Source organism: Streptomyces sp. NPDC048420 (assembly GCF_040651535.1).
Lineage (GTDB): Bacteria > Actinomycetota > Actinomycetes > Streptomycetales > Streptomycetaceae > Streptomyces.
This window is the reverse complement of the sequence record NZ_JBEZKG010000003.1, coordinates 476,382-498,514: the sequence shown is the minus strand read 5'-3', so window position 1 is coordinate 498,514 and position 22,133 is coordinate 476,382. Positions and strand designations below refer to the sequence as shown.

Genomic DNA, 22,133 nt, shown 5'->3' with positions numbered 1-22,133 from the left:
CTGATCCAAGTCTGTGTCGCGTCGGATCGCGGCCCCGGCAGCCGCTCACAAGGGTTCCTTGTCAGGTGTGCGGGCGGTGTAACCCCTGATGAACGGCACGGGAGACATCTGTGTAATGGGCATTTCGTACGCTCGGGGGAGATCGAACCGGCTGAGGTCAGGAGGCGTGCCCGTGGTGCGGACGGTCTGCTCGTACTGCGGAGTGGGCTGCGGCCTGGTCCTCGACATCGGCATGGGCCCGGACGGACGGCGTACGGTCCTGAAGGCGTCCGGCGACAAGGAGCACCCCGCGAACTTCGGCAAGCTCTGCACCAAGGGCGCCACCACCGCCGACATGCTCGCGGCGCCGGGGCGGCTGTCGACGGCGCTGGTCCGGGCCGACCGGGGCGAGGAGCCGGAGCCCGCCCCCGTCGCCGAGGCGATCAGCCGTACGGCCCGGCGGCTGCGGGAGATCATCGACGAGCACGGTCCCGACGCGGTGTCCCTCTACGTGTCCGGGCAGATGAGCCTGGAGGCCCAGTACCTGGCGAACAAGCTCGCCAAGGGGTTCCTGCGCACCAACCAGATCGAGTCCAACTCCCGGCTCTGCATGGCCAGTGCGGGCACCGGCTACAAGCTGTCGCTCGGCGCGGACGGCCCGCCCGGCTCGTACCAGGACTTCGAGAAGGCCGACCTCTTCTTCGTCATCGGCTCGAACATGGCCGACTGCCACCCGATCCTCTATCTGCGGATGATGGAGCGGGTGAAGGCGTCGGGCGCCAAGGTGATCGTCGTGGACCCGCGGCGCACCGCCACGACCGCCAAGGCGGACCTGTTCCTGCAGATCAAGCCGGGCGCCGACCTCGCCCTGCTGAACGGCCTGCTGTACCTGCTGCACGAGAACGGCCACACCGACCCCGACTTCATCGCCGCCCACACCGAGGGCTGGGAGGCGATGCCGGAGTTCCTCGCGGACTACCCGCCCGCCGCGGTGGCCGAGATGACGGGCCTCGCCGAGGACGACATCCGGGAGGCGGCGCGGCTCATCTGGTCAGCCAATGAGTGGATGAGCCTGTGGACCATGGGCCTCAACCAGTCCACGCACGGCACCTGGAACACCAACGCCCTGGTCAACCTGCACCTCGCCACCGGCGCCATCTGCCGTCCCGGCAGCGGCCCCTTCTCCCTCACCGGCCAGCCCAACGCGATGGGCGGCCGCGAGATGGGCTACATGGGCCCCGGTCTCCCCGGCCAGCGCTCGGTCCTCGTCGACGAGGAGCGGGCCTTCATGGAAGACCTCTGGGAGCTGCCCCCGGACACCCTGCGCGCCGACGGTGTCGGCAAGGGCACCGTCGAGATGTTCCAGAAGATGGCCGACGGAGAGATCAAGGCCTGCTGGATCATCTGCACCAACCCGGTCGCCTCCGTCGCCAACCGCCGTACCGTCATCGAGGGCCTGGAGGCCGCCGAGTTCGTCGTCACCCAGGACGTCTTCACCGACACCGAGACCAACGCCTACGCCGATGTCGTGCTGCCGGGCGCGCTGTGGACCGAGGGTGAGGGCGTCTTCGTCAACAGCGAGCGCAACCTCACCCTCACCCAGGCGGTGGCCGACCCGCCCGGCGAGGCCATGGCGGACTGGCGGATCATCGCGGCCGTCGCGTGCGAGATGGGGTACGAGAAGGGGTTCTCGTACGACAGCGCCGAGGACGTCTTCGAGGAGATCAAGCAGGCCTGGAACCCGAAGACGGGGTGGGATCTGCGCGGGGTCTCCTACGAGCGGCTGCGTGAGACGCCGGTGCAGTGGCCGGCGGCGAGCGAGGACGGGCCCGACCGCAACCCGATCCGGTACGTGGGGGAGGACGGTTCGCTGAAGTTCCCCACCGCGAGCGGGCGGGGCGTCTTCTACGCCCGGCCGCACATCCCCCCGGCCGAGATGCCGGACGACGACTACCCCTTCGTCCTGAACACCGGGCGGCTCCAGCACCAGTGGCACACGCTGACCAAGACGGCGAAGGTGGCGAAGCTCAACAAGCTGAACCCCGGGCCGTTCGTGGAGCTGCATCCTGAGGACGCGTCGGCGTTGGGCGTGGTCGACGGCGACTCCGTGGAGGTGGCCTCCCGGCGCGGGCGGGCCGTGCTGCCCGCCGTCGTGACGGACCGGGTGCGGCCGGGGTGCTGCTTCGCGCCCTTCCACTGGAACGACCTGTTCGGGGAGTACCTCAGCGTCAACGCGGTGACGAGCGACGCGGTGGATCCGCTGTCGTTCCAGCCGGAGTTCAAGGTGTGCGCGGTGTCGCTGACGAAGGTTGCGGTGCCGGTGACCGTGCGGTCCCCGGGGGATGCGGTGGCACCGGTTCCGGTTCCGGCAGCCGCGCCGCAGGTGGGCGAAGTGGCTTCCGTCGGGGCCACGGCCGCGTCCGTCTTCGGCCTCGACCCGGCCCCGCCGCCCGTCCTCACCGCGCAGGAGCGCCAGTACCTGGTCGGTTTCCTCGCCGGGGTCCCGGCCGGTGCACCCGGGGTGCCGGTGCTGCCTCCTGACGCGCCTTTCAGTCCCGAGCACGCCCTGTGGGTGAACGGCACACTGGCCGGGATGTACTCACGGGCGACGGCCACACAGCCCCTGACCACACAGCCGGCCACCACACAGTCCCCGGCCACACAGACCTCGGTCACGGTCCTGCGCCGTGAGGTCGTGATCCTCTGGGCCTCGCAGACCGGCAACGCCGAGGAGTTCGCCGCCGCCACCGCCGAGCGGCTCAGCACCCTCGGCCACCGCACCTCCCTGGTCGGCATGGACCAGGCCGACCTCGGCCAACTGCCGCCCGGCGCCGACCTGTTGCTGATCACCAGCACCTTCGGTGACGGCGACGCCCCCGACAACGGCAGTGGCTTCTGGGACACCCTGGCCGACCCCGGGACGGGCCGGCTGGAGGGACGGCGGTACGCCGTACTGGCCTTCGGCGACTCGTCGTACGACGACTTCTGCGGGCACGGCCGCCGACTCGACCAGCGACTCGACGAACTGGGCGCACTGCGCCTGGCCCCGCGCACGGACTGCGAACCGGACTTCGAGGACGCGGCCCACGGATGGCTGGACCAGGTCCTGACGGCGCTGTCCGACACCCCGGCCGCCGACATCGCGGCCTCCGCGCCCACGGTGATCCAGGCGGCCCCGGTCCAGACCGTGCCCCAGCCGGCCCCCACCGCGCCGCCGCGCTCGAAGAAACCCGCCCCCGTCCTCGCCCGCCTCTCCGGCAACCGCCTCCTCAGCCTGCCCGGCGCCGGCAAGGAGGTCCGCAGGTTCACCTTCGACACCCGGGACAGCGAGAGCCCGCTCCTGTACGAGGCGGGCGACGCCCTCGGCATCCGGCCGCTCAACTCGGCCGACCTGGTCGAGGAGTGGCTCGCGGTCACCGGCCTGGACGCCGAGGCGGCCGTGGACGTGAACGGCGTAGGAGAGGTCCCGCTCGGCGAGGCCTTCCTGCGCCACCTCGACATCACGAGGATCACCCCCGGCTTCCTCCGGTTCGTCGCCGAACGCACCCGCGACCCGCGGGAGTTGAAGAAGCTCCTGCGCCCGGACAACAAGGACGAGCTGGCCAAGTGGGGCTGGGGCCGCCAGGCCGTGGACGTGATCACGGAGTACGGCGTCAAGGCCGCCCCGCAGGACTGGGCCCGGACCCTCGGACGCCTCCAGCCGCGCCTGTACTCCATCTCGTCCAGCCCGCTGACCGACCCGCACCTCGTCTCCCTGACCGTCTCCGTCGTGCGCTACGAGAACCTGCGCGGCAGGCCCCGCCAGGGCGTCTGCTCGCCCTTCCTGGCCGACGCAGCCACCGACACCCCGGTACCGGTCCACGTCCAGCGCACCCCGCACTTCCGCCCGCCGGCCGACTCCGCCACTCCCATGATCATGGTCGGCCCCGGTACCGGCGTCGCCCCCTTCGTCGGCTTCCTGGAGCAGCGCCGCGCCCTCGGCCAACGGGGACCGAACTGGCTGTTCTTCGGCGAACAGCACAGGGCCACCGACTTCTACTACGAGGACGAGCTGACCGGCTTCCTGGCGGACGGCACCCTCACCCGCCTGGACACCGCCTTCTCCCGCGACCAGCGCGCCAAGGTCTACGTCCAGGACCGGATGCGCGAACACGGCCCGCTGCTGTGGTCCTGGCTCCAGGACGGCGCCCACTTCTACGTGTGCGGAGACGCCTCCCGCATGGCGAAGGACGTCGACCAGGCGCTCAGGGACATCGCGGTCCTGCACGGTGGCCTGGACGAGGCGGGCGCGGCGGCCTATGTGAAGCAACTCGCCACGGACAAGCGCTATGTGCGTGACATCTACTGACCGAACCCGGGGGCGGGGCCCCGGACACACGTGGGAGTATCGGTCGCCATGAGGGCCTCCCCAGCGGTACGGAGCCTGCGCGCGGCGGTGTTCGCCGCGCTGTGCGTGCTGCTGGCCGCCGGTGGCCACACCCTGGCCACCGGCATGGCGCCACCGGTGTGGGCGCAGACGGCCGGGTTCGTGCCGGTCTTCGCGGCCGGCTGGCTGCTCGGCGGCCGCGAACGGTCGCTCGGTGCCATCGGCGGGGCCACCCTCGCCGCCCAGGGCGGACTGCACCTGGCCTTCGGGGCGGCGCGTCCGCACACCGTGATGGTCATGCACGGCATGCGCATGACCCACTCGCAAACCCACGCCCTCACCCCGCACGCCACCGCGGCCCACCTCTCGGCCGCCCTCCTGCTGACCTGGTGGCTACGGCGCGGCGAGGCCGCCCTGTGGTCGCTCCTGCGCCGCTCCGTCACGCTGGTACCGGGTCTCGCGGCCTGGTGGCAGGGGTACGGCGAACCGGCCGCCCCGGCTCCCGCGCGCCCGGCCCCCGACTACGGTCCCCGGCCGCCCCGGCCCCTCCTGCTCCGCCACACGGTCCACCGGCGCGGACCGCCCACGACGATCCCGTACACGATCTGACCCTCTTCACCCCATTCCTCCCGTACGGAGATCCCTCAGTCATGTCCTCGACACGCACCGCCCTGCGCCGCGTCGGCCTCAGTACCGCCCTCGCCGCGGCCACCGTCCTCACCGCGGCCGGCATCGCCTCCGCGCACGTCACCATCCACCCCGACGGCTACGCCAAGGGCGCCACCGACGGCGCGCTGACCTTCCGCGTGCCCGACGAGAGCGACACCGCGAGCACCACCAAGGTCCAGGTGTTCCTGCCCACCGACCACCCCCTGCTCGGCGTGCTCGTCTCCCCGCACGACGGCTGGACCGCCAAGGTCACGGACACCAAGCTCAAGACGCCGGTCAAGACGGACGACGGCACGATCACCGACGCCGTCTCCGAGATCACCTGGACCGGCGGGAAGATCGGTCCCGGCCAGTACGAGGACTTCGACGTCGCCTTCGGCCAACTGCCCGAGGACACCGCCCAGCTCGTCTTCAAGGCACTCCAGACCTACTCCGACGGCAAGATCGTCCGCTGGATCGAGGAGGCCGGGTCGGGCGACGAGGAGCCGGAGAACCCGGCGCCGGTCCTCAAGCTCACCGCGGCCACGACCACGTCGGCCACCGCGTCGAAGACCTCCGCGGTCGCGGCCGGGGCGTCCAAGGCCTCCGCGAGCGACTCCACCGCGCGCGGCCTCGGCGTCGCCGGTCTTGTCGTGGGTGTGCTCGGCCTCGCCGCCGGGGCCTTCGCCGTCGTACGGGGCCGCCGTACGCAGTGAGCGTGGACCTGTGGATTTCCGTACCCACAGGTGACTTTCGGTGCCCGGATGGGAGGATGAGGCGCCATGACAGCAGGGTGGTGTGCCCGCGCAGTACGGGCCGCGGTGTTCGCGGCCGTCTGTGTGCTGCTCGCCGCCCTGGGCCACGTCCTCATGTCGGGCACCGACGTGCCGGGCTGGACACTGGCCGCGGGCCTGGTCGTGACCGGGTGCGCGGGCTGGTGTCTGGCCGGCCGTGAACGCGGGCTGCCACTGATCGTGACCGTCGTCGTCACCGCCCAGACGGCCCTCCACTCGGCCTTCTCCCTCGCACAGCCCACAACGGCGGCGCAGGACATGGGCGGAATGCACATGGAGTCCATGCACACGAGTGGCATGGACTCCACGGACCCGGCCCAGCTGGGGAGTTCGTCGGGCGTCGGTGCCCTCTCCTTCCTGCTGCCCTTCGGCATGTACGCCGCCCACCTGCTCGCCGCGCTGCTCACCGGGCTGTGGCTGGCGTACGGCGAGCGGGCCGCGTTCCGCATCCTGCGGGCCGTGGCCGGCTGGCTCATCGCCCCGCTGCGGCTGCTGCTCGCCCTGCCCGCGACCCCGCACCGCCCGCGCGTGCGGGTGCGTCGCGCCCGCTCGGAGCGGGCGCCGCGGCTCATCCTTCTCGTCCACGCGATCACCCATCGCGGTCCGCCCCTGGGAACGGCTGTCGCCTGACGACAGCCCCCGTCCCGAGGCCGCCCCTGTGCGCCTCGGGCCCGGTCGTACGCCCGCAGTGGTGCCGTACGGCCGACTTCCCTCACCGGACCCGCCGTGCACCCCCTGTGCCGGCGCGGGCCGGATCCTGGCTGACCCGAGAAGGACATCTCGTGATCGCTTCCGCCCTGCCCGCCTCGGCCGACCTCCGTGCCCGACGGGAGTCCGCCGACGCCTCCGCCACCGCCTGGGCGCTGGCCGCCCGCGCCGGTGACGTCGATGCCGTCGACCACTTCGTGCGCGCCCTGCACCGTGACGTCCTGCGCTATGTCTCCTATCTGTGCGCCGACCCCCAGGCCGTGGACGACCTCGCCCAGGACACGTTCCTGCGGGCGCTCGGCAGTCTGCACCGGTTCGAGGGGCGGTCCTCGGCGCGGGTCTGGTTGCTGGCCATCGCCCGCCGGGCGGTGACCGACGGCTTCCGGCACGCCGCGGCTCGGCCCCGCCGGTATGACGGTTCGGACTGGCAGGACGCGGTGGAGCGGGCTCAGCCTCGGGGTGTGCCTGGGTTCGACGACGGGATAGCGCTGGTTGATCTGTTGGGGGCGTTGTCGGATGAGCGGCGGGAGGCGTTCGTGCTCACGCAGATGCTGGGGCTGTCGTATGAGGAGGCGGCTTCGGTGAGTGGGTGTCCTGTGGGGACTGTGCGGTCTCGGGTGGCGCGGGCCAGGGGCGAGCTGATGGAGCTGGTGGTCTGAGGTCTGAGGTCTGAGGTCTGAGGTCTGTGGGCGGCTGCGGGCGCGTCGTGGCTGGTCGCGCAGTTCCCCGCGCGCCTACGAAACTCACCGTTTGTTTCGGAGGAACCGGGCTGCCGTCGCCGCCGCTGTCAGGCCTGCCAAGCCCACTCCGGTCAAGGCAAGTGCCCTGGCCCTTCGACTCGGCGGCGTCGGCCTCGCCCCCGGTGCCACCCCGTACGCGCTGCCCGGTGCTCCCGGCAGCGCGCTCGCCAGCAGCTCCGCCAGGTGGACCGCCTCGTGACCGGCGCTGTCGAGCTCGTGGATCTGGGTGCGGCAGCTGAAGCCGTCGGCCAGCACCACCGTCTCCGGGGGTTCCTCCCGCAGGCGGGGGAGGAGTACCCGCTCCGCGCACGCCTCGCTGACCTCCAGGTGGCCAGGCTCGAAGCCGAAGTTGCCGGCCAGGCCGCAGCAGCCGGAGTCCAGGCGTTCGGCGTCGACGCCGGCGCGGTGCAGGAGCTTCTGGTCGGCCTGCCAGTCCAGTACCGCGTGCTGGTGGCAGTGGACCTGGGCGAGGGCCTTCGCGGAGCGCTCCGGGACATGCGGGGGTTCGTAGCCGGGGGAGTGCTCGGTGAGGAGTTCGGCGAGCGTGACCGTCTGGTCGCGCAGCCGCCGTACGTCCTGGTCGGTGGGGAACAGTTCGGTTGCGTCCGAGCGGAACACGGCCGTGCAGCTGGGCTCCAGGCCGACCACCAGACCGCCCGCCCTCACGTGCTCGGCGAGCCGGCGCACGGTACGGCCCAACACCCGCTCGGCTTTCGCGAGTTGACCCGTGGAGATCCAGGTCAGGCCACAGCACAGCGGCTCGTCGGGCAGCTCGACCCGCCAGCCCGCGTGCTCCATGAGGGTCACGGCCGCCTGTCCGAGGTGCGGGTGGAAGTGGTTGGTGAAGGTGTCCGGCCACAGCAGGACGCTGCCGCGCGCCCCGTCGCCGTCCGGCTCGTGCCGGGCGAACCACTGCTGGAGCGTCTCCCCGGCGAACAGCGGGACCTCGCGGTTCTCGACGCCCGCGAGCGCCACGGCCGCCCGGGACAGCGGTGGGGTGTGGGTCAACGCGTTGACGACGGGCCCGAGTCGGGTGCGCCCGACCAGCTGGGCCACGGCGGGCAGCCATCCCATGGACAGGTGCGCGCGGGGCCTGCGCCACCAGCGGCCCTCGTAGTGGTGGGAGAGGAACTCCGCCTTGTACGTGGCCATGTCGACGTCCGCCGGGCAGTCCTTCTTGCAGCCCTTGCACGCCAGGCAGAGGTCGAGGGCGTCCCGTACGGCGTCGGACCGCCAGCCGTCCTGGATCGCGCTGTCCCCGTGGCCGTCGAGCATCTCGAACAGCAGCCGGGCCCGGCCGCGGGTGGAGTGCTCCTCCTCCCGGGTGACCTGGTAGGACGGGCACATCACGGCGGCGCCGTCGGTGGTGTGCTGCCGGCATTTCCCCACGCCCACACAGCGGTTGGCGGCCTCGGCGAAGGATCCGCCGTCGTGCGGGAAGCGGAAGTGCAGGTCGCCGGGGTCGTACGGGGCCCAGTCGGCGCCGAGGCGCAGGTTCTCGTCGAGCTTGTACGGCGCCACGATCTTCCCGGGGTTCATCCTGTTGAGCGGATCGAAGACGGCCTTCAACTGACCGAAGGCGGTGACGAGTCGTTCCCCGAACATCCTCGGCAGCAACTCGCCCCGGCTCTGCCCGTCACCGTGCTCACCGGAGAAGGAGCCGCCGAACTCGACGACCAGATCGGCCGCTCGCTCCATGAACCGCCGGTACGCGGCCACTCCGTCGGCGGAGTACAGGTCGAAGGGGATCCGGGTGTGGACGCAGCCCTGCCCGAAGTGGCCGTAGAGACTGGGCCCGGTGTCGCTGAGACAGCCGAACTCGTCGTACAGGCACCGCAGTCGGCGCAGGTAGTCGCCGAGCCGTTCGGGCGGTACCGCGGAGTCCTCCCAGCCCTCGAAGGTGTCGGGGCGGCCCGGGATGTGGGCGGTGGCGCCGAGTCCGGCCTCGCGGACCTGCCACAACTCCTGCTCGTGGGCCGGGTCGTCGAGGAAGGCCACGTCGGGGTCGTGCTCGGAGTGGTGCAGGCCGTCGAGCATGCGGTGGGCGTGTTCGTCGGCCTCCTGGAGGGTGTCCCCGCCGAACTGCGCCATCAAGAAGGCGTTGCCGTCGGGGAGTTCGGCGCGGGCCTTGGGGTTGAGGCGCTTGATCCGCTCGTCCTCGATCAGCCGCGCGTCGAGGCCCTCCAGCGCGATCGGCTCGTACGGCAGGATCGTCGGCACGGCGTCGGCGGCCGACTCGATGTCGGGGAACCCGAGGACGACCAGGGTGCGTTCCTTCACCACCGGCACCAGTTCCAGCTCGGCACGCAACACCGTGACCAGGGTCGACTCACTGCCGACCAGCAGCCCGGCGACGTCGAAGCCGTGCTCCGGGAGCAGCGAGTCGAGGTTGTAGCCGGAGACCCGGCGCGGGATGTCCGGGAAGCGGGCGCGGATCTCGTCGGCGTAGGTGTCGCGCAGGGCGCGCAACTGCCGGTACACGGAGGCCCGTAGGTCTCCCTGCCGCTCGATCTCGGCGTACTCCTCGTCGCTGGTCTCCCCGCACCAGAACCGGGTGCCGTCGTACAACTGCACTTCCAGGCGGGCGATGTTGTCGACGACCTTGCCGTACGCCTGCGCGGTGGCCCCGCAGGAATTGTTGCCGATCATGCCGCCGATGGTGCAGTTGGCGTGGGTGGCGGGCTCGGGGCCGAACCGCAGCCCCGTCGGGGCCAGTTGGCGATTGAGCCCGTCGAGGACGATGCCGGGCTGGACGACACAGGTGCGGGCGTCCTCGTCCACGGACTCCAGGCGGCCGCAGTACTTCGACCAGTCGATCACCACGGCGGTGTTGGTGCACTGCCCCGCGAGGCTGGTCCCGCCGCCCCGGGACAGCACCGGAGCGTCGTGCTCGCGGGCCACGGCCAGCGCCTCCGCGGCCGCCTCGGGGGTACGGGGCACGACCACGCCGATCGGGGTCTGGCGGAAGTTCGAGGCGTCCGTCGAGTAGGCGGCCCGGCTCCCCGCGTCGAAGCGGACCTCGCCGTCGACCCGCTCGCGCAGCGCGCGTTCCAGGGCCGCCGTGTCCGGCGCGGGTGCGTCAGGCCGTCGTACGACAGGAACGGGCAGGTCGGAGGTCGCCATGAACCCCTCCTTCGGTGTCGGCGCGGGCACCGGCCGGGTACCCGCGCCGACCCCGGTGACTACTCCGGCTTCGCCTCCACGACGAGATCGGGCAGCAACGCCCGCAGCGCCTCGCGCTGGTCGGCGCCCATGAACCGGGTCAGCGACTCCTTGACCGTCGCGGCGAGGGTCCCGGAGGACTCCGCCAGCAGGCGCCGGCCCTTCTCGGTGAGGGCCACCTCGATGCCCCGCTTGTCGCCGCACACCGACTTGCGGGTCACCAGACCGGCGTGCTGGAGACAGGCGATCTGGTAGGTGAGCCGGGTCTTCGGGCGGCCGAGGAGCTCCGCGATCTTCGTCATGCGCACCCCTTCGACGGGGCGCCCGCCCAGCAGGCACAGCACCAGGAACTCGTCGTGCGAGACGTCCAGGCCCTCCTTGACGGCGGAGCGCAGCTCCTGTTCCACGGCTCCCGTCGCCGCCAGCAGCAGCATCCAGGCGTAGAGCTCGGGCGGCAGGAGTCCATCGGACACGGAGGGACATTCGGACGGGTCGGCCATGGATTCAAGTGTAGCTGTTGTCCAAATTTGAAGTATCAGCTAGCGTGATGTCATCCAAATTTGGACCACCTGAGTGAGGAATCATGACCGTCGCCGTCGAAACCGGAACCTGGCAGCTCGACCGGACCGCCACCACCGTCGCGCTCAAGCACAAGACGCTGTGGGGCCTGGTCACGGTCAAGGGCGCCTTCGCCACCGTGGACGGTCAGGGCGAGGTGCGGACCGACGGGTCGGCCGTCGGCACCGTGACCCTCGACGCCGCCTCCCTCGACACCAAGCACGCCACGCGCGACGAACACCTGCGGGGCTCCGGCTTCTTCGACGTCGAGAACCACCCCGAGATCACCTTCGTGGTGCGCAGCGCCGAACTGCGCGACGGCGACCAGGTCCATGTGATCGGCCAGCTGACCGCGCGCGGCATCAGCCGCCCCCAGTCCTTCACGGCGCAGCTCTCCGACGCGAGCGCCGACGCGGTCACCCTGAACGCCGAGTTCTCGCTGGACCGCGAGCACTTCGGCCTGAACGGGAACCAGCTGGGCATGATCCGCGGCCTGACCACGGTCACCGCCTCGCTCCGCTTCAAGCGGTCGGCAGCGTGACGTACACGCTCGACAGCGTCTGCGGCGAGGCCGTGAACGCCCGGAGCCGGATCCGCTGATGCGGAGTCGGCAGGGCGTACGTCCCTGCCGGCGGCCGCAGTTCATAGGTCGCCGTCGCATGGGCGGGCAGCGTCCTCGGCCCCCGCAGAACCGAGAAGTACGGGTACGTGCCCTGGCCCCGGGTCAGCGTGAAGTGGGGTGTGAGGGCGTCGTCGTCCGTGTTCGTGACGCGCAGGGTCAGCCGGGAGAGCGAGCGGGCGTCGTGACGCACCGCGGCGACCTCCATGTGCAGCGGCGGTGAGCCGGTGGCCGCCAGCGCCGCGCTCGCCAGTGCCGGGCTCAGCAGCAGGACGGCCGCGGCGATCCGTGCGGGGCGCCGGTACAGGCCGCCGAGCCGCGCCGCGAACGGCTGCCAGGCCCCGGCGAACTCCGCCGCGGGCGCGGTGACCGCCGCCGCCAGCCACAGCGGGGTCATCATCAGGTAGTAGCCGTCCTGCGAACGCGTCGCCAGCCAGAAGGCCAGCCACGGCAGCACAGTCGCCGCGGGGCCCAGGCGCCGCACGAACAGCACGAACAGCGCCAGCAGACCGGCGAGCAGCAGCAGACTCGCGTACCCGTACCAGTCGAGCCGGTCACTGCCGTCGGTGAGATACAGGGACACGTCCACCAGGCCCTGGCCGTGCAGCACCGCGCCCTGGATCAGCGGCAGCGTGATCCCCTTCAGCCACGCCGTCGGCTGGCTCACGATGAAGTACGTGTTGATCAGCAGCCATACGGTGGCGGCGGCTCCGGCGAACCGCAGCATCACCAGGCCCGCCTCGCGCGCGCCGAGTTCCCCGCGCCGCACGGCGTAGATCCCGGCGAGCAGGAACGGCGCCAGGAACCAGGGCAGTTGCTGCGCCGCGCACGCCGCGCCCAGACAGGCCGCCTGGGCCACTCCGGCCGGGCCCAGCCGCCCGCCCCGCCCGATCCGGGGCCAGCGCACCACCACCGGCACCAGCAGGGCCAGCGCCAGGATCGCCGGGTAGCCGAGACGGCCGTACATCGTGATCATCGAGAATCCGAGGCAGGCCATGGTCGCCGCCGACCGCCACGGCACCGGCAGGAGCCACCACAGCACGACCGTGCCGGCCAGCAGCGCGCCCGTGCTCATCGCTATGGCCGGCAGGCCGCCGTGTCCGAGCCACAGCAGGGGTGCGGTCAGCAGCGGGGCGAGCGGGGGATAGCCGTACGTGTAGTCGTAGCCGCCCGTGACGGTCGGGGTGACCGCGATGCCGTTGCCGCCGAAGAGCCAGGGCCAGGGACGGCCGTAGACCCCGTGTCCCGCGACTAGTTCGCGGGCCGCCTGGGAGGTGAGGGCGGCTTCGTCGGTGCCGCGGTGCAACAGGACGAACGCGCACAGGGCGAGTGTCAGGCCGGTCACCAGCACGCACAGGTCCACGCGCGCGAGGGTGCCGCGGCGGCGGACCACCAGGGCGAGCACACCGCAGACCAGGATCGAGGCGTAGCAGACGGAGATGACCATGGCCACGGCGGGCCGGTGGACGGCCGCCTGCGTCCACACATCGCGGGTGCCGATGAAAAGGCTGACGTCCGCGAGCAGCGTCAGGACGCGATGCCACTGCGTGGGCGGTTCGGGGGCGGTGGACACCGCCGGCTGGGTCGGCCGACCGGATGCCGACAGCTGAGTATCTGCCAGGAGCACGACATCGGACGCTAATCGGACCCGGTGAGGGGTGTGGTGACGGAGGCCAAGAGTCCGGTGTGAGGGGGGTAAGACCCTTTCGTCACGTTGGGGGATGACGGGAAGTGACCGCAGGGCCGTCGCGGACCGTGTCGCTGTTGGGCCGAACGGGTGACTTGGCGTAAGAATTGGCTGGTGCAGGCATTGAAGGCGAGTCGGAGCGGGGGGAGCCGGTGAACAGGTACGACGTCACCGATGAACAGTGGGAAGGGCTCGCCCAGGTCGTTCCGTTGCGCGGGCGCGACGCGTGGCCGTCGGCGATCGACCACCGGTCCATCCCGGAGGCCGAGACCGAGGCCCGGCGCCGTTTCGTCGTCCTGCGGATCAACGTCTTCGCGGACGCCCGCGAGGTCGCCGAGACCCTCATGGCGGGCATCCCGGTCCTCCTCGACCTCACCGGCGCCGAGACGGACGTCGCCAAACGCGTCCTCGACTTCAGCACGGGCGTGGTGTTCGGCCTGGCAAGCGGAATGCACCGCGTGGACCGCAACGTGTTCCTGCTGACACCGGCGGGGACCGAGGTGACGGGGTTGATGGAGGGGGCGGGGATGCCGGGGGTCTAGCCCGGCCGGAGTGGGGCTGGTCTGTGTGGGGGTGGGGGCGGCCGGTGGAACTGCTGGCGTCTGTCGGACGGGGCGGCGGGGCGTGGGTCGCCGGTGCGGGTGGAGGTTGGTCGTGGGTGCGGTCGGGTGGGGCGGGGCCGGCTGGTCGCGGGTCTGGTCGGCCGGTGTGGGGTGGGTTGGCTGAGCGGCTGGCGGGCGGGGTGCGGGGCGCCGGTGCGGGTGGAGGTCGGTCGTGGGTGCGGTCGGGCCGTGTGGGGGCAGGCTGGTCGCCGGTCCGGTCGGCACGTCTGTGAGCGGTCCGTCGGGGTGGACGTCAGGTTCGGTGCGGATGCGGTTCGCTCGTTCGTAGGAAGGCCTGCGGGCAGGAACGGTTCGGCCGGTGGCGGAGTCCTACGGTCCGGATATGCGTGTACCCCCCACATCTTCTGTCGTCCCCGCTCAGTCGGCGCCTCCGCGCGCGGAGCTCGCGCGAGGCGGCGAACGCCGCCCCGGCCGGCCCTGTCTCACCGAGCTGCGGCTGTCCGCGTACACCGTTCACCGACGGGCCGGGTTGCCGCTCGGGCCGCTGACCCTGTTCGCCGGACCCAGTGGGAGCGGCAAGACCAGCGCGCTCAGGGCGTACGAGGCACTCGCCCGGCTCGGTGGCGGCGCGAGCCTCGCCGAGGTGTTCCCCAATCCCGTCGCGTGCGTCCCCGACCGGGCCCGGCCCGACGCGCAGCGCCGCCGCGGCTTCCGCATCGGCTGTACGGCCGACGGACCCGAGGGACCGGTCCGGCTCGACATCGCCGTCCAGGCCGAGCCCGAACTGCGCGTAGTGGGGGAGCGGTTGACCTCCGGCAACCTCGTCCTGCTGGAGACCGCCCTGCGCGACCCCTCCCGCCGTGCCGTACAGGCCGCCTGGCACACGGCCGGAACGGCGCCGGTCACCCGCGCCCCGCTCCCCGACGACCAACTCGGCACCGCCCTGCTGCCGTTGCGCGTCGCGGGCAAGACGGACGGACAGCGGCGCGTCCTCGCCGCCGCCGAGCAGATGGTCGTCGCCCTGCGCTCCGTCTTCGGCTGCGACCCACGCCCCGGCCGTATGCGCCTGCCCGTCCCGACCGGCTCCGGACGACTGCTCGGCGGCTGCGACAACCTCGCCGACGTCCTGTGGCGCACTCGCGCGGAATGCGGCCGACGGCACGCCCAACTCGTCGCCACGGTGCGCGCCGGCTGCGCGGGACCCGTCGCCGACGTCCTCGCCGAACCCCTGCTCACCGGCACGGTCCGGGCACTGCTCGACCGCGGCGACGGCAGCCGTACGGAGCTGGGGCGGCTCGGCGACGGCGAGTTGAGGTACCTCGCCCTCGCGCTGGTGCTGCTCACCGGACCCGGCGTACTGGAGGTCGACCCGGCCGGCGAGGTGCCCCCGGCGATGCAGACGCTCACCGTGCTCGCCGACAACCTCGACCGCGCCCTGGACCCACGGCAGCGGTCCGAACTGCTGCGGCTGGCCGTGCGGATGTGCGAGCGCGGGCACATCCGGCTCGTCGGCGCGGTGAGCGACGCCTCGTGGGCCGCCGGGGTGGACGGCGTCACGGTGGTACACCTGGAGCCGTGACAGAACCCCTTGACGTGGCGAAACTGCAGCGCCGGCTGGCCGAGTTCGCTGCGGCCCGCGACTGGCAGCCGTACCACACCCCCAAGAACCTCGTCGCCGCGCTCAGCGTGGAGGCCTCCGAACTGGTCGAGATCTTCCAGTGGTTGACACCCGAGCAGTCGGCGCGGGTCATGGACGACCCCGACACCGCGCACCGCGTCAAGGACGAGGTCGCCGACGTGCTCGCGTATCTGCTCCAGCTGTGCGAGGTGCTCGGCATCGATCCGCTGGCGGCACTGGACGCGAAGATCGACCGGAACGAGCGAAGGTTTCCGGCGCCATAAGGAGCGGTTCAGTCCTCTTTCACTCTCCGTGATGAAAAGTCGGTCCGAAACCGATTCGTTGTCCACAGATTTCCGTCTACCTCTGGTTTTTCGTTCCGAGTGAGCTCACTCTGGGTAGTGAACAAGGGAGTTCGGGCGGACGTGCCCGCGGGTACGTCGGGACAGACGGGGGCAGCCGATGGACGCGGTGCGGCTGATCGTGACGAGCAGACGTGCCCTGGCCGGGGGCGGCGAGGCGCCTGAGGTCATGGCGGAGGTGTGGCAGGCGCAGGCCCTGGCCCAGGCCATAGGGAGCCGCCTCGCGGTCGCCGGACCCCCCGAACTCCGGGGCGAGGCGCTCGGGTTGACCGAACTCGCGGGTCGTGGCTGCGGCGTCCTGGACCGTCCCGACATCGCCGTGGCGGAGTTGCGGGCCGCACAGCTCACCGAACTCGGCGACGCCCGCCAGGCCCTGCTCTACCTCGGCGGCCTCCTCGGCGAGGTGGGCATAGCCCTGGTCGGCCTCGCCTGCGCGGCGGACGACGAGACGACGTACTGGCAGTGCATGGAGGCGATCGACGCGGCGGACGAGTCCCGGGACCGGGTGCTGCAGATGCTGCGCAGGCTGGCGGACCGGGGGGAGGGATTGACTGAACGGGAGGCGGGGTGAGTTTTTCGGCTGCGGGTGCGTCGTGGCTGGTCGCGCCCCGCGGCGGAGCCGCTGATGTCCCAGCCCCGCGCCCCTGAGGAGTTGCAGCTAGGCATGCCTGGACTGAACTCACTCAGGGGCGCGGGGAACTGCGCGACCAGCCCCCACCGGCCCGCAGCCGAAACTGTCCTCAGCCGACTTCCTGCTCAGCAGCACCCCGTTCCCCGAAGATCCGCATCCAATGCCGAAAGATCCGCGTTAAGCGCCGCCATCAACTCCTCCATCTGCTGCAGCAACCCCTTCGGCTGCCCAGCCCCCACAGACAGCGGCACGGTTTCCTCGGACATGACGGCCTCCTTGACGCACCGGCGACGACAAGCCGGCTCCGCCCGAGCCAACGATCACCAAAGGGCCCGGTCACTGGCGCGGTCACCCCTCGCGCACACCGTTGACGGATTTTCACCCGCCCGGGGACGAGTGGGGCCACGGGGACCGATGGGACCACGGTGAACCCCTGCGTGCAGGATGGAGCCATGGATCTCCGCATCTTCACCGAGCCCCAGCAGGGCGCAAGCTACGACACCCTCCTCACCGTCGCGAAGGCCACCGAAGACCTCGGGTTTGACGCATTTTTCCGTTCCGACCATTACTTGAAGATGGGTGACGGCGACGGCCTCCCCGGCCCCACCGACGCCTGGATCACCCTCGCCGGCCTGGCCCGGGAGACCAAGCGCATACGCCTCGGCACCCTGATGACCGCCGCCACCTTCCGGCTGCCCGGCGTGCTCGCCATCCAGGTCGCGCAGGTCGACCAGATGTCAGGCGGCCGCGTCGAACTCGGCCTGGGCGCGGGCTGGTTCGAGGAGGAGCACACGGCGTACGGCATCCCGTTCCCGAAGGAGAAGTTCCCGCGCCTGGAGGAGCAGCTGGAGATCGTCACCGGGCTGTGGGCCACCGAGCCCGGTGACACCTTCGACTTCCACGGTGAGCACTACGACCTCACGAAGTCGCCCGCGCTGCCCAAGCCCGCCCAGAACAAGATTCCCGTGCTGATCGGCGGCCACGGCAAGACCCGCACCCCGCGCCTCGCCGCCCGCTACGCCGACGAGTTCAACATGCCGTTCGCCTCGCCCGAGGACAGCGAGACCCAGTTCGGCCGGGTCCGCGCCGCCGCCCAGGAGGCGGGCCGCGAGGCCGACGCGATCACCTTCTCCAACGCCCTCGTCGTCTGCGTCGGCAAGGACGACCAGGAGGTCGCCCGTCGCGCCGCCGCGATCGGCCGCGAGGTCGAGGAGCTCAAGACCAACGGCCTGGCCGGCACCCCCGCCGAGGTCGTCGACAAGATCGGCCGCTACGCCGCTGTAGGTTCGCGCCGGGTCTACCTCCAGGTCCTCGACCTCGACGACCTGGACCACCTGGAGCTGATCTCGGCGCAGGTGCAGTCGCAGCTGTCGTAAATCGTAGGCGCTGGTCGGAACCCCTGTGCGAAGCTGAGGGTGTCGTCCTGCCGGGCCCCCGGGATCACTTCCTGGGGGCCTTCGCACGTCGGCAACGCCAGTCCCTTCCACCGGCCTGAGAGGCCCTGCCCATGTTCCTGACCATCACCACCACCGGCACTCCAGAGCGCCCCGCCACCGACCTCGGCTTCCTGCTGCACAAGCATCCCGAGAAGGCGCAGGCGTTCTCCACCTCGTACGGCAGGGCGCACGTCCTGTATCCCGAGGCGGACGATCAGCGGTGCACGGCGGCGCTGCTGCTGGAGCTCGACTCGGTGGCGATGGTCCGGCGCGGCAAGGGCAAGGGCCGCGGCGGCGCCCCGGACGCGGCGCTCGCGCAGTACGTCAACGACCGTCCCTACGCGGCTTCTTCGCTGCTCGCGGTGGCGCTGAGCGCGGTCTTCTCCAGCGCGATGCGCGGGGTGTGCAACGCGAAGCCCGAACTCCCGCAGCAGGCAAGGCCGTTGCATGTCGAGGTGCCCGCGCTCCCGGCCCGTGGGGGCCCGGATCTCGTACGGAGTCTCTTCGAGCCGCTCGGCTGGACCGTGACCGCCGAACCGGTCGCGCTGGACGCCGAGTTCCCGGAGTGGGGCGACTCCCGCTACGTCCGCCTCGAACTGGAGTCCACGCAGCTCACGGTGGCCGAGGCGTTGCGCCACCTCTACGTCCTCCTCCCCGTCCTGGACGACGCCAAGCACTACTGGGTGGCGCCCGACGAGGTCGACAAGCTGCTCAGGGCCGGCGAGGGCTGGCTGTCCGCCCATCCCGAGCAGAAGCTGATCACCAGCCGTTACCTGTCCCGCCGTTGGTCGCTGACGCGCGAGGCGATGGAACGCCTGGAGCTGGTGCGGCTCGCCGAGGCCGACGACAGCGAGGTCGAGGACATCGACAACGCCGTCGAGGCGGAGACCGAGACCGAGGAGAAGCCGACCCCGCTCGCCGTCCAGCGCCGGGAGGCGATCCTGGAGGCGCTGCGTGCCGCCGGTGCCGCCCGCGTCCTCGATCTCGGGTGCGGTCAGGGCCAGTTGGTGCAGGCGTTGCTCAAGGACCCGCGGTTCACCGAGATCGTCGGCGTCGACGTGTCGGTGCGGGCACTCACCATCGCGTCCCGGCGGCTGAAGCTGGACCGCATGGGGGAGCGGATGGCCTCGCGCGTCCAGCTCTTCCAGGGCTCGCTCGCCTACACCGACAAGCGGCTCAAGGGGTACGACGCCGCCGTGCTCAGCGAGGTGATCGAGCACCTCGACCTGCCGAGGCTGCCCGCCCTGGAATACGCGGTGTTCGGCGCGGCCCGCCCGCGCACGGTTCTCGTGACGACCCCGAACGTCGAGTACAACGTGCGCTGGGAGAGCCTCCCGGCCGGACACGTCCGGCACGGCGACCACCGCTTCGAGTGGACGCGGGAGGAGTTCCGGGCGTGGGCCGTGGCGGTGGCCGAACGGCACGGGTACGACGTGGAGTTCGTGCCCGTCGGACCGGATGACCCGGAGGTGGGACCACCCACTCAGATGGCCGTGTTCAGCATGAAGACCGAGAAGACCGAGAAGGAGGCGAAGGCCGCATGAGCGAGACACAGAACAAGGGACGGGTGCTCCCCGTCACCGACCTCTCCCTCGTCGTCCTGGTCGGTGCCTCCGGGTCGGGCAAATCCACCTTCGCCCGCCGCCACTTCAAGCCGACCGAGGTCATCTCCTCCGACTTCTGCCGCGGCCTGGTCTCCGACGACGAGAACGACCAGGGCGCGACGAAGGACGCCTTCGACGTCCTGCACTACATCGCGGGCAAGCGCCTGGCCGCCGGCCGCCGCACGGTCGTCGACGCGACCAGCGTGCAGTCGGACTCCCGGCGGCAGCTGATCGACCTGGCCAAGAAGTACGACGTCCTGCCGATCGCCATCGTGCTGGACGTGCCCGAGGAGGTGTGCGCCCAGCGCAACGCGGGCCGCACCGACCGGGCCGACATGCCGATCCGCGTCATCAAACGGCACATCCGCGAACTGCGGCGCTCGATCCGCCACCTGGAGCGCGAGGGCTTCCGCAAGGTGCACGTCCTGCGCGGAGTGACGGAGATAGAACACGCCACCGTCGTCATCGAGAAGCGCTTCAACGACCTGACCCACCTCACCGGCCCCTTCGACATCGTCGGCGACATCCACGGCTGTGCCTCCGAACTGGAGTCCCTGCTGGGCAAGTTGGGCTACACCGACGGCGTCCACCCCGAGGGCCGTACCGCGGTCTTCGTCGGCGACCTCGTCGACCGCGGCCCGGACAGCCCGGGCGTACTGCGCCGGGTGATGTCCATGGTCAAGTCGGGCAACGCGCTGTGCGTGCCGGGCAACCACGAGAACAAGTACGGCCGTTACCTCAAGGGCCGCAAGGTCCAGCACACGCACGGCCTGGCCGAGACCATCGAGCAGATGGAGGCCGTGTCGGACGAGTTCCGGGCCGAGGTACGGGAGTTCATCGACGGTCTCGTCAGCCACTACGTCCTCGACGGCGGCCGCCTGGTCGTCTGCCACGCCGGTCTGCCGGAGAAGTACCACGGCCGCACCTCGGGCCGGGTCCGCTCGCACGCGCTGTACGGCGACACCACCGGTGAGACCGACGAGTTCGGGCTGCCGGTCCGCTACCCGTGGGCGGAGGACTACCGGGGCCGGGCGGCCGTCGTCTACGGCCACACGCCCGTCCCGGAGGCCACCTGGCTCAACAACACCATCTGCCTGGACACCGGTGCCGTCTTCGGCGGCAAGCTCACGGCGCTGCGCTGGCCGGAGCGTGAGCTGGTCCACGTACCGGCGGAGCAGGTCTGGTACGAGCCGGCCAGGCCGCTGAAGTCGGAAGTGCCCGGCGGGCACGACGGCCGGCCGCTCGATCTGGCCGACGTGCACGGCCGCAGGGCGGTCGAGACCCGGCACCAGGGCAGGGTGGCGGTCCGCGAGGAGAACGCGGCGGCGGCCCTGGAGGTCATGAGCCGCTTCGCGGTGGACCCGAGGCTGCTGCCGTACCTTCCGCCGACCATGGCTCCTACGGCGACGAGTCACATCGAGGGCTACTTGGAGCACCCGGCGGAGGCGTTCGCGCAGTACGCCGGGGACGGAGTCGAGCGGGTCGTGTGCGAGGAGAAGCACATGGGCTCGCGGGCGGTGGCCCTGGTGTGCCGGGACGCGGAGGCGGCCCGCAAGCGCTTCGGCGTGGACGGCCCGACAGGCTCCCTCTACACCCGTACCGGCCGCCCGTTCTTCGACGACGAGTCGGTGACGGAGACGATCCTGGACCGGCTGCGGACGGCGATCGGCGAGGCGGGCCTGTGGTCCGAACTCGACACCGACTGGCTGCTGTTGGACGCAGAGCTGATGCCGTGGTCGCTCAAGGCCGCAGGTCTGCTGAGGTCGCAGTACGCGGCCGTCGGCGCCGCGTCCGGCGCGGTGTTCCCGGGTGCGCTGGCCGCGCTCCAGGGTGCCGCGGACCGGGGTGTGGACGTCTCCGAACTGCTCGCCCGTCAGCGCGAACGAGCGGACGCGGCAGGGGCGTTCACCGAGGCGTACCGGCGCTACTGCTGGACCACCGAGGGCCTGGACGGCGTCCGCCTGGCACCGTTCCAGATCCTCGCGGTCCAGGGCCGCAGCCTCGCCGGGCTTCCGCACGACGAGCAACTGGCCCTGCTGGACCGGCTGGTGGAGCACGACGGCACCGGGCTGCTCCAGACCACCCGACGTCTCTACGTCGACACCGGCGACCCGGAGTCCGTCCGGGCGGGTGTCGACTGGTGGCTGGAGATGACCGGCCGCGGTGGCGAGGGCATGGTCGTCAAGCCGCTCGGCGCGCTGGTCCGCAGCTCGGAGGGGCGTCTGGTGCAGCCCGGCATCAAGTGCCGGGGCCGGGAGTACCTGCGGATCATCTACGGCCCGGAGTACACCCGCCCGGAGAACCTCACCCGGCTGCGCAAGAGGTTCCTGAACCACAAGCGCTCCCTCGCGATCCGCGAGTACGCCCTCGGCCTGGAGGCCCTGGACCGGCTGGCGGAGGGCGAGCCGCTGTGGCGGGTGCACGAGGCGGTGTTCGGGGTGCTGGCGCTGGAGTCGGAGCCGGTGGACCCGCGGTTGTGAGCCGGTCGGCTCACGGACACGACGGGTGGGCGACAAACGGGGCGCCCACCCGTCATGTGTGACCGCTGAGACGGCCTGGATAGCCGTGAGGTGACGTGCTACGTTCGCTGGTCAGTCAGGTGTACCGGCTCGTGGGGGAAGGTCGGTGGAGACAGCGGCGGGATCGAGCGAGTCCGGA

General features: G+C 71.4%; 17 protein-coding genes. 13 read left to right on the top strand and 4 right to left on the bottom strand.

Going from position 1 to position 22,133, the window contains the following annotated elements; all coding sequences use genetic code 11:
* Window positions 1-172 precede the first annotated feature (172 nt).
* From AB0D34_RS07155 to AB0D34_RS07135, 5 genes are all read left to right on the top strand, one after another.
* A complete protein-coding gene (locus AB0D34_RS07155) occupies window positions 173-4,327 on the top strand; it encodes a bifunctional nitrate reductase/sulfite reductase flavoprotein subunit alpha (RefSeq protein ID WP_362657858.1) in 4,155 nt (1,384 codons plus the stop codon).
* Between the two features lie 48 nt (window positions 4,328-4,375).
* A complete protein-coding gene (locus AB0D34_RS07150) occupies window positions 4,376-4,954 on the top strand; it encodes a hypothetical protein (protein WP_362657717.1) in 579 nt (192 codons plus the stop codon).
* Between the two features lie 41 nt (window positions 4,955-4,995).
* Window positions 4,996-5,709: a YcnI family protein gene (locus tag AB0D34_RS07145; RefSeq protein ID WP_362657714.1), complete on the top strand. Its 714-nt coding sequence runs from the start codon at window positions 4,996-4,998 to the stop codon at window positions 5,707-5,709.
* Between the two features lie 66 nt (window positions 5,710-5,775).
* Window positions 5,776-6,417 carry a hypothetical protein gene (locus AB0D34_RS07140; RefSeq protein ID WP_362657711.1) on the top strand — a complete coding sequence of 214 codons (642 nt, stop codon included), beginning with the start codon at window positions 5,776-5,778 and terminating at the stop codon, window positions 6,415-6,417.
* Between the two features lie 152 nt (window positions 6,418-6,569).
* Window positions 6,570-7,154: a sigma-70 family RNA polymerase sigma factor gene (locus AB0D34_RS07135; protein ID WP_362657708.1), complete on the top strand. Its 585-nt coding sequence runs from the start codon at window positions 6,570-6,572 to the stop codon at window positions 7,152-7,154.
* A gap of 84 nt (window positions 7,155-7,238) precedes the next feature.
* Here the strand turns inward: AB0D34_RS07135 and AB0D34_RS07130 are convergent, their stop codons facing one another.
* Window positions 7,239-10,358 carry an FAD-binding and (Fe-S)-binding domain-containing protein gene (locus tag AB0D34_RS07130; RefSeq protein ID WP_362657706.1) on the bottom strand — a complete coding sequence of 1,040 codons (3,120 nt, stop codon included), beginning with the start codon at window positions 10,356-10,358 and terminating at the stop codon, window positions 7,239-7,241.
* A 59-nt stretch (window positions 10,359-10,417) separates the two neighbouring features.
* On the bottom strand, window positions 10,418-10,897 hold the full coding sequence (locus AB0D34_RS07125; RefSeq protein ID WP_362657704.1) for a MarR family winged helix-turn-helix transcriptional regulator: 480 nt from the start codon (window positions 10,895-10,897) through the stop codon (window positions 10,418-10,420).
* An 83-nt stretch (window positions 10,898-10,980) separates the two neighbouring features.
* On the opposite strand from AB0D34_RS07125, the gene AB0D34_RS07120 reads away from it, so the two are divergent.
* Window positions 10,981-11,496 carry a YceI family protein gene (locus AB0D34_RS07120; RefSeq protein ID WP_362657701.1) on the top strand — a complete coding sequence of 172 codons (516 nt, stop codon included), beginning with the start codon at window positions 10,981-10,983 and terminating at the stop codon, window positions 11,494-11,496.
* On the opposite strand, the gene AB0D34_RS07115 is transcribed toward AB0D34_RS07120, so the two are convergent.
* Window positions 11,477-13,147, bottom strand: coding sequence for a hypothetical protein (locus AB0D34_RS07115; protein WP_362657698.1), 1,671 nt, complete (start codon window positions 13,145-13,147; stop codon window positions 11,477-11,479). The two genes, AB0D34_RS07120 and AB0D34_RS07115, sit on opposite strands and share 20 nt — an antisense overlap.
* Window positions 13,148-13,413: 266 nt before the next feature.
* On the opposite strand from AB0D34_RS07115, the gene AB0D34_RS07110 reads away from it, so the two are divergent.
* The 4 genes from AB0D34_RS07110 (at window position 13,414) to AB0D34_RS07095 (ending at window position 16,375) form a co-directional block, all read left to right on the top strand.
* Entirely contained in the window at window positions 13,414-13,803 is a 390-nt protein-coding gene (locus tag AB0D34_RS07110) for a cell division protein SepF (protein ID WP_362657695.1), read from the top strand.
* A 403-nt stretch (window positions 13,804-14,206) separates the two neighbouring features.
* The gene (locus AB0D34_RS07105) at window positions 14,207-15,403 is read left to right on the top strand and encodes an ATP-binding protein (protein ID WP_362657693.1); all 1,197 of its coding nucleotides are present in this window, start codon (window positions 14,207-14,209) and stop codon (window positions 15,401-15,403) included.
* On the top strand, window positions 15,400-15,726 hold the full coding sequence (locus AB0D34_RS07100) for a nucleotide pyrophosphohydrolase (protein ID WP_362657690.1): 327 nt from the start codon (window positions 15,400-15,402) through the stop codon (window positions 15,724-15,726). Before AB0D34_RS07105 ends, AB0D34_RS07100 begins: the two co-directional genes overlap by 4 nt.
* 178 nt (window positions 15,727-15,904) lie before the next feature.
* On the top strand, window positions 15,905-16,375 hold the full coding sequence (locus AB0D34_RS07095) for a DUF6099 family protein (protein ID WP_362657688.1): 471 nt from the start codon (window positions 15,905-15,907) through the stop codon (window positions 16,373-16,375).
* 185 nt (window positions 16,376-16,560) lie between these two features.
* On the opposite strand, the gene AB0D34_RS07090 is transcribed toward AB0D34_RS07095, so the two are convergent.
* Window positions 16,561-16,701, bottom strand: coding sequence for a hypothetical protein (locus tag AB0D34_RS07090; protein ID WP_362657685.1), 141 nt, complete (start codon window positions 16,699-16,701; stop codon window positions 16,561-16,563).
* Window positions 16,702-16,887: 186 nt separating this feature from the next.
* Here AB0D34_RS07090 and AB0D34_RS07085 point away from each other — a divergent pair, with 186 nt between their 5' ends.
* The 3 genes from AB0D34_RS07085 to AB0D34_RS07075 all read left to right on the top strand — a co-directional run bounded on the left by AB0D34_RS07085 (window position 16,888) and on the right by AB0D34_RS07075 (window position 21,955).
* Entirely contained in the window at window positions 16,888-17,811 is a 924-nt protein-coding gene (locus tag AB0D34_RS07085; protein ID WP_362657682.1) for an LLM class F420-dependent oxidoreductase, read from the top strand.
* A gap of 131 nt (window positions 17,812-17,942) precedes the next feature.
* Window positions 17,943-19,415 carry a 3' terminal RNA ribose 2'-O-methyltransferase Hen1 gene (locus AB0D34_RS07080; RefSeq protein ID WP_362657679.1) on the top strand — a complete coding sequence of 491 codons (1,473 nt, stop codon included), beginning with the start codon at window positions 17,943-17,945 and terminating at the stop codon, window positions 19,413-19,415.
* Complete coding sequence (locus AB0D34_RS07075; protein ID WP_362657677.1) at window positions 19,412-21,955, top strand: polynucleotide kinase-phosphatase; 2,544 nt, start codon at window positions 19,412-19,414, stop codon at window positions 21,953-21,955. Before AB0D34_RS07080 ends, AB0D34_RS07075 begins: the two co-directional genes overlap by 4 nt.
* Window positions 21,956-22,133 lie beyond the last annotated feature (178 nt).

Excerpts from the sequence above, each read along its gene's own strand:
- AB0D34_RS07090 (WP_362657685.1), bottom strand. The coding sequence starts at position 16,701 with ATGTCCGAGGAAACCGTGCCGCTGTCTGTGGGGGCTGGGCAGCCGAAG.
- AB0D34_RS07130 (WP_362657706.1), bottom strand. The coding sequence starts at position 10,358 with ATGGCGACCTCCGACCTGCCCGTTCCTGTCGTACGACGGCCTGACGCA.
- AB0D34_RS07145 (WP_362657714.1), top strand. The coding sequence starts at position 4,996 with ATGTCCTCGACACGCACCGCCCTGCGCCGCGTCGGCCTCAGTACCGCC.
- AB0D34_RS07140 (WP_362657711.1), top strand. The coding sequence starts at position 5,776 with ATGACAGCAGGGTGGTGTGCCCGCGCAGTACGGGCCGCGGTGTTCGCG.
- AB0D34_RS07150 (WP_362657717.1), top strand. The coding sequence starts at position 4,376 with ATGAGGGCCTCCCCAGCGGTACGGAGCCTGCGCGCGGCGGTGTTCGCC.
- AB0D34_RS07095 (WP_362657688.1), top strand. The coding sequence starts at position 15,905 with ATGGACGCGGTGCGGCTGATCGTGACGAGCAGACGTGCCCTGGCCGGG.
- AB0D34_RS07125 (WP_362657704.1), bottom strand. The coding sequence starts at position 10,897 with ATGGCCGACCCGTCCGAATGTCCCTCCGTGTCCGATGGACTCCTGCCG.
- AB0D34_RS07080 (WP_362657679.1), top strand. The coding sequence starts at position 17,943 with ATGTTCCTGACCATCACCACCACCGGCACTCCAGAGCGCCCCGCCACC.
- AB0D34_RS07120 (WP_362657701.1), top strand. The coding sequence starts at position 10,981 with ATGACCGTCGCCGTCGAAACCGGAACCTGGCAGCTCGACCGGACCGCC.
- AB0D34_RS07105 (WP_362657693.1), top strand. The coding sequence starts at position 14,207 with ATGCGTGTACCCCCCACATCTTCTGTCGTCCCCGCTCAGTCGGCGCCT.
- AB0D34_RS07075 (WP_362657677.1), top strand. The coding sequence starts at position 19,412 with ATGAGCGAGACACAGAACAAGGGACGGGTGCTCCCCGTCACCGACCTC.
- AB0D34_RS07085 (WP_362657682.1), top strand. The coding sequence starts at position 16,888 with ATGGATCTCCGCATCTTCACCGAGCCCCAGCAGGGCGCAAGCTACGAC.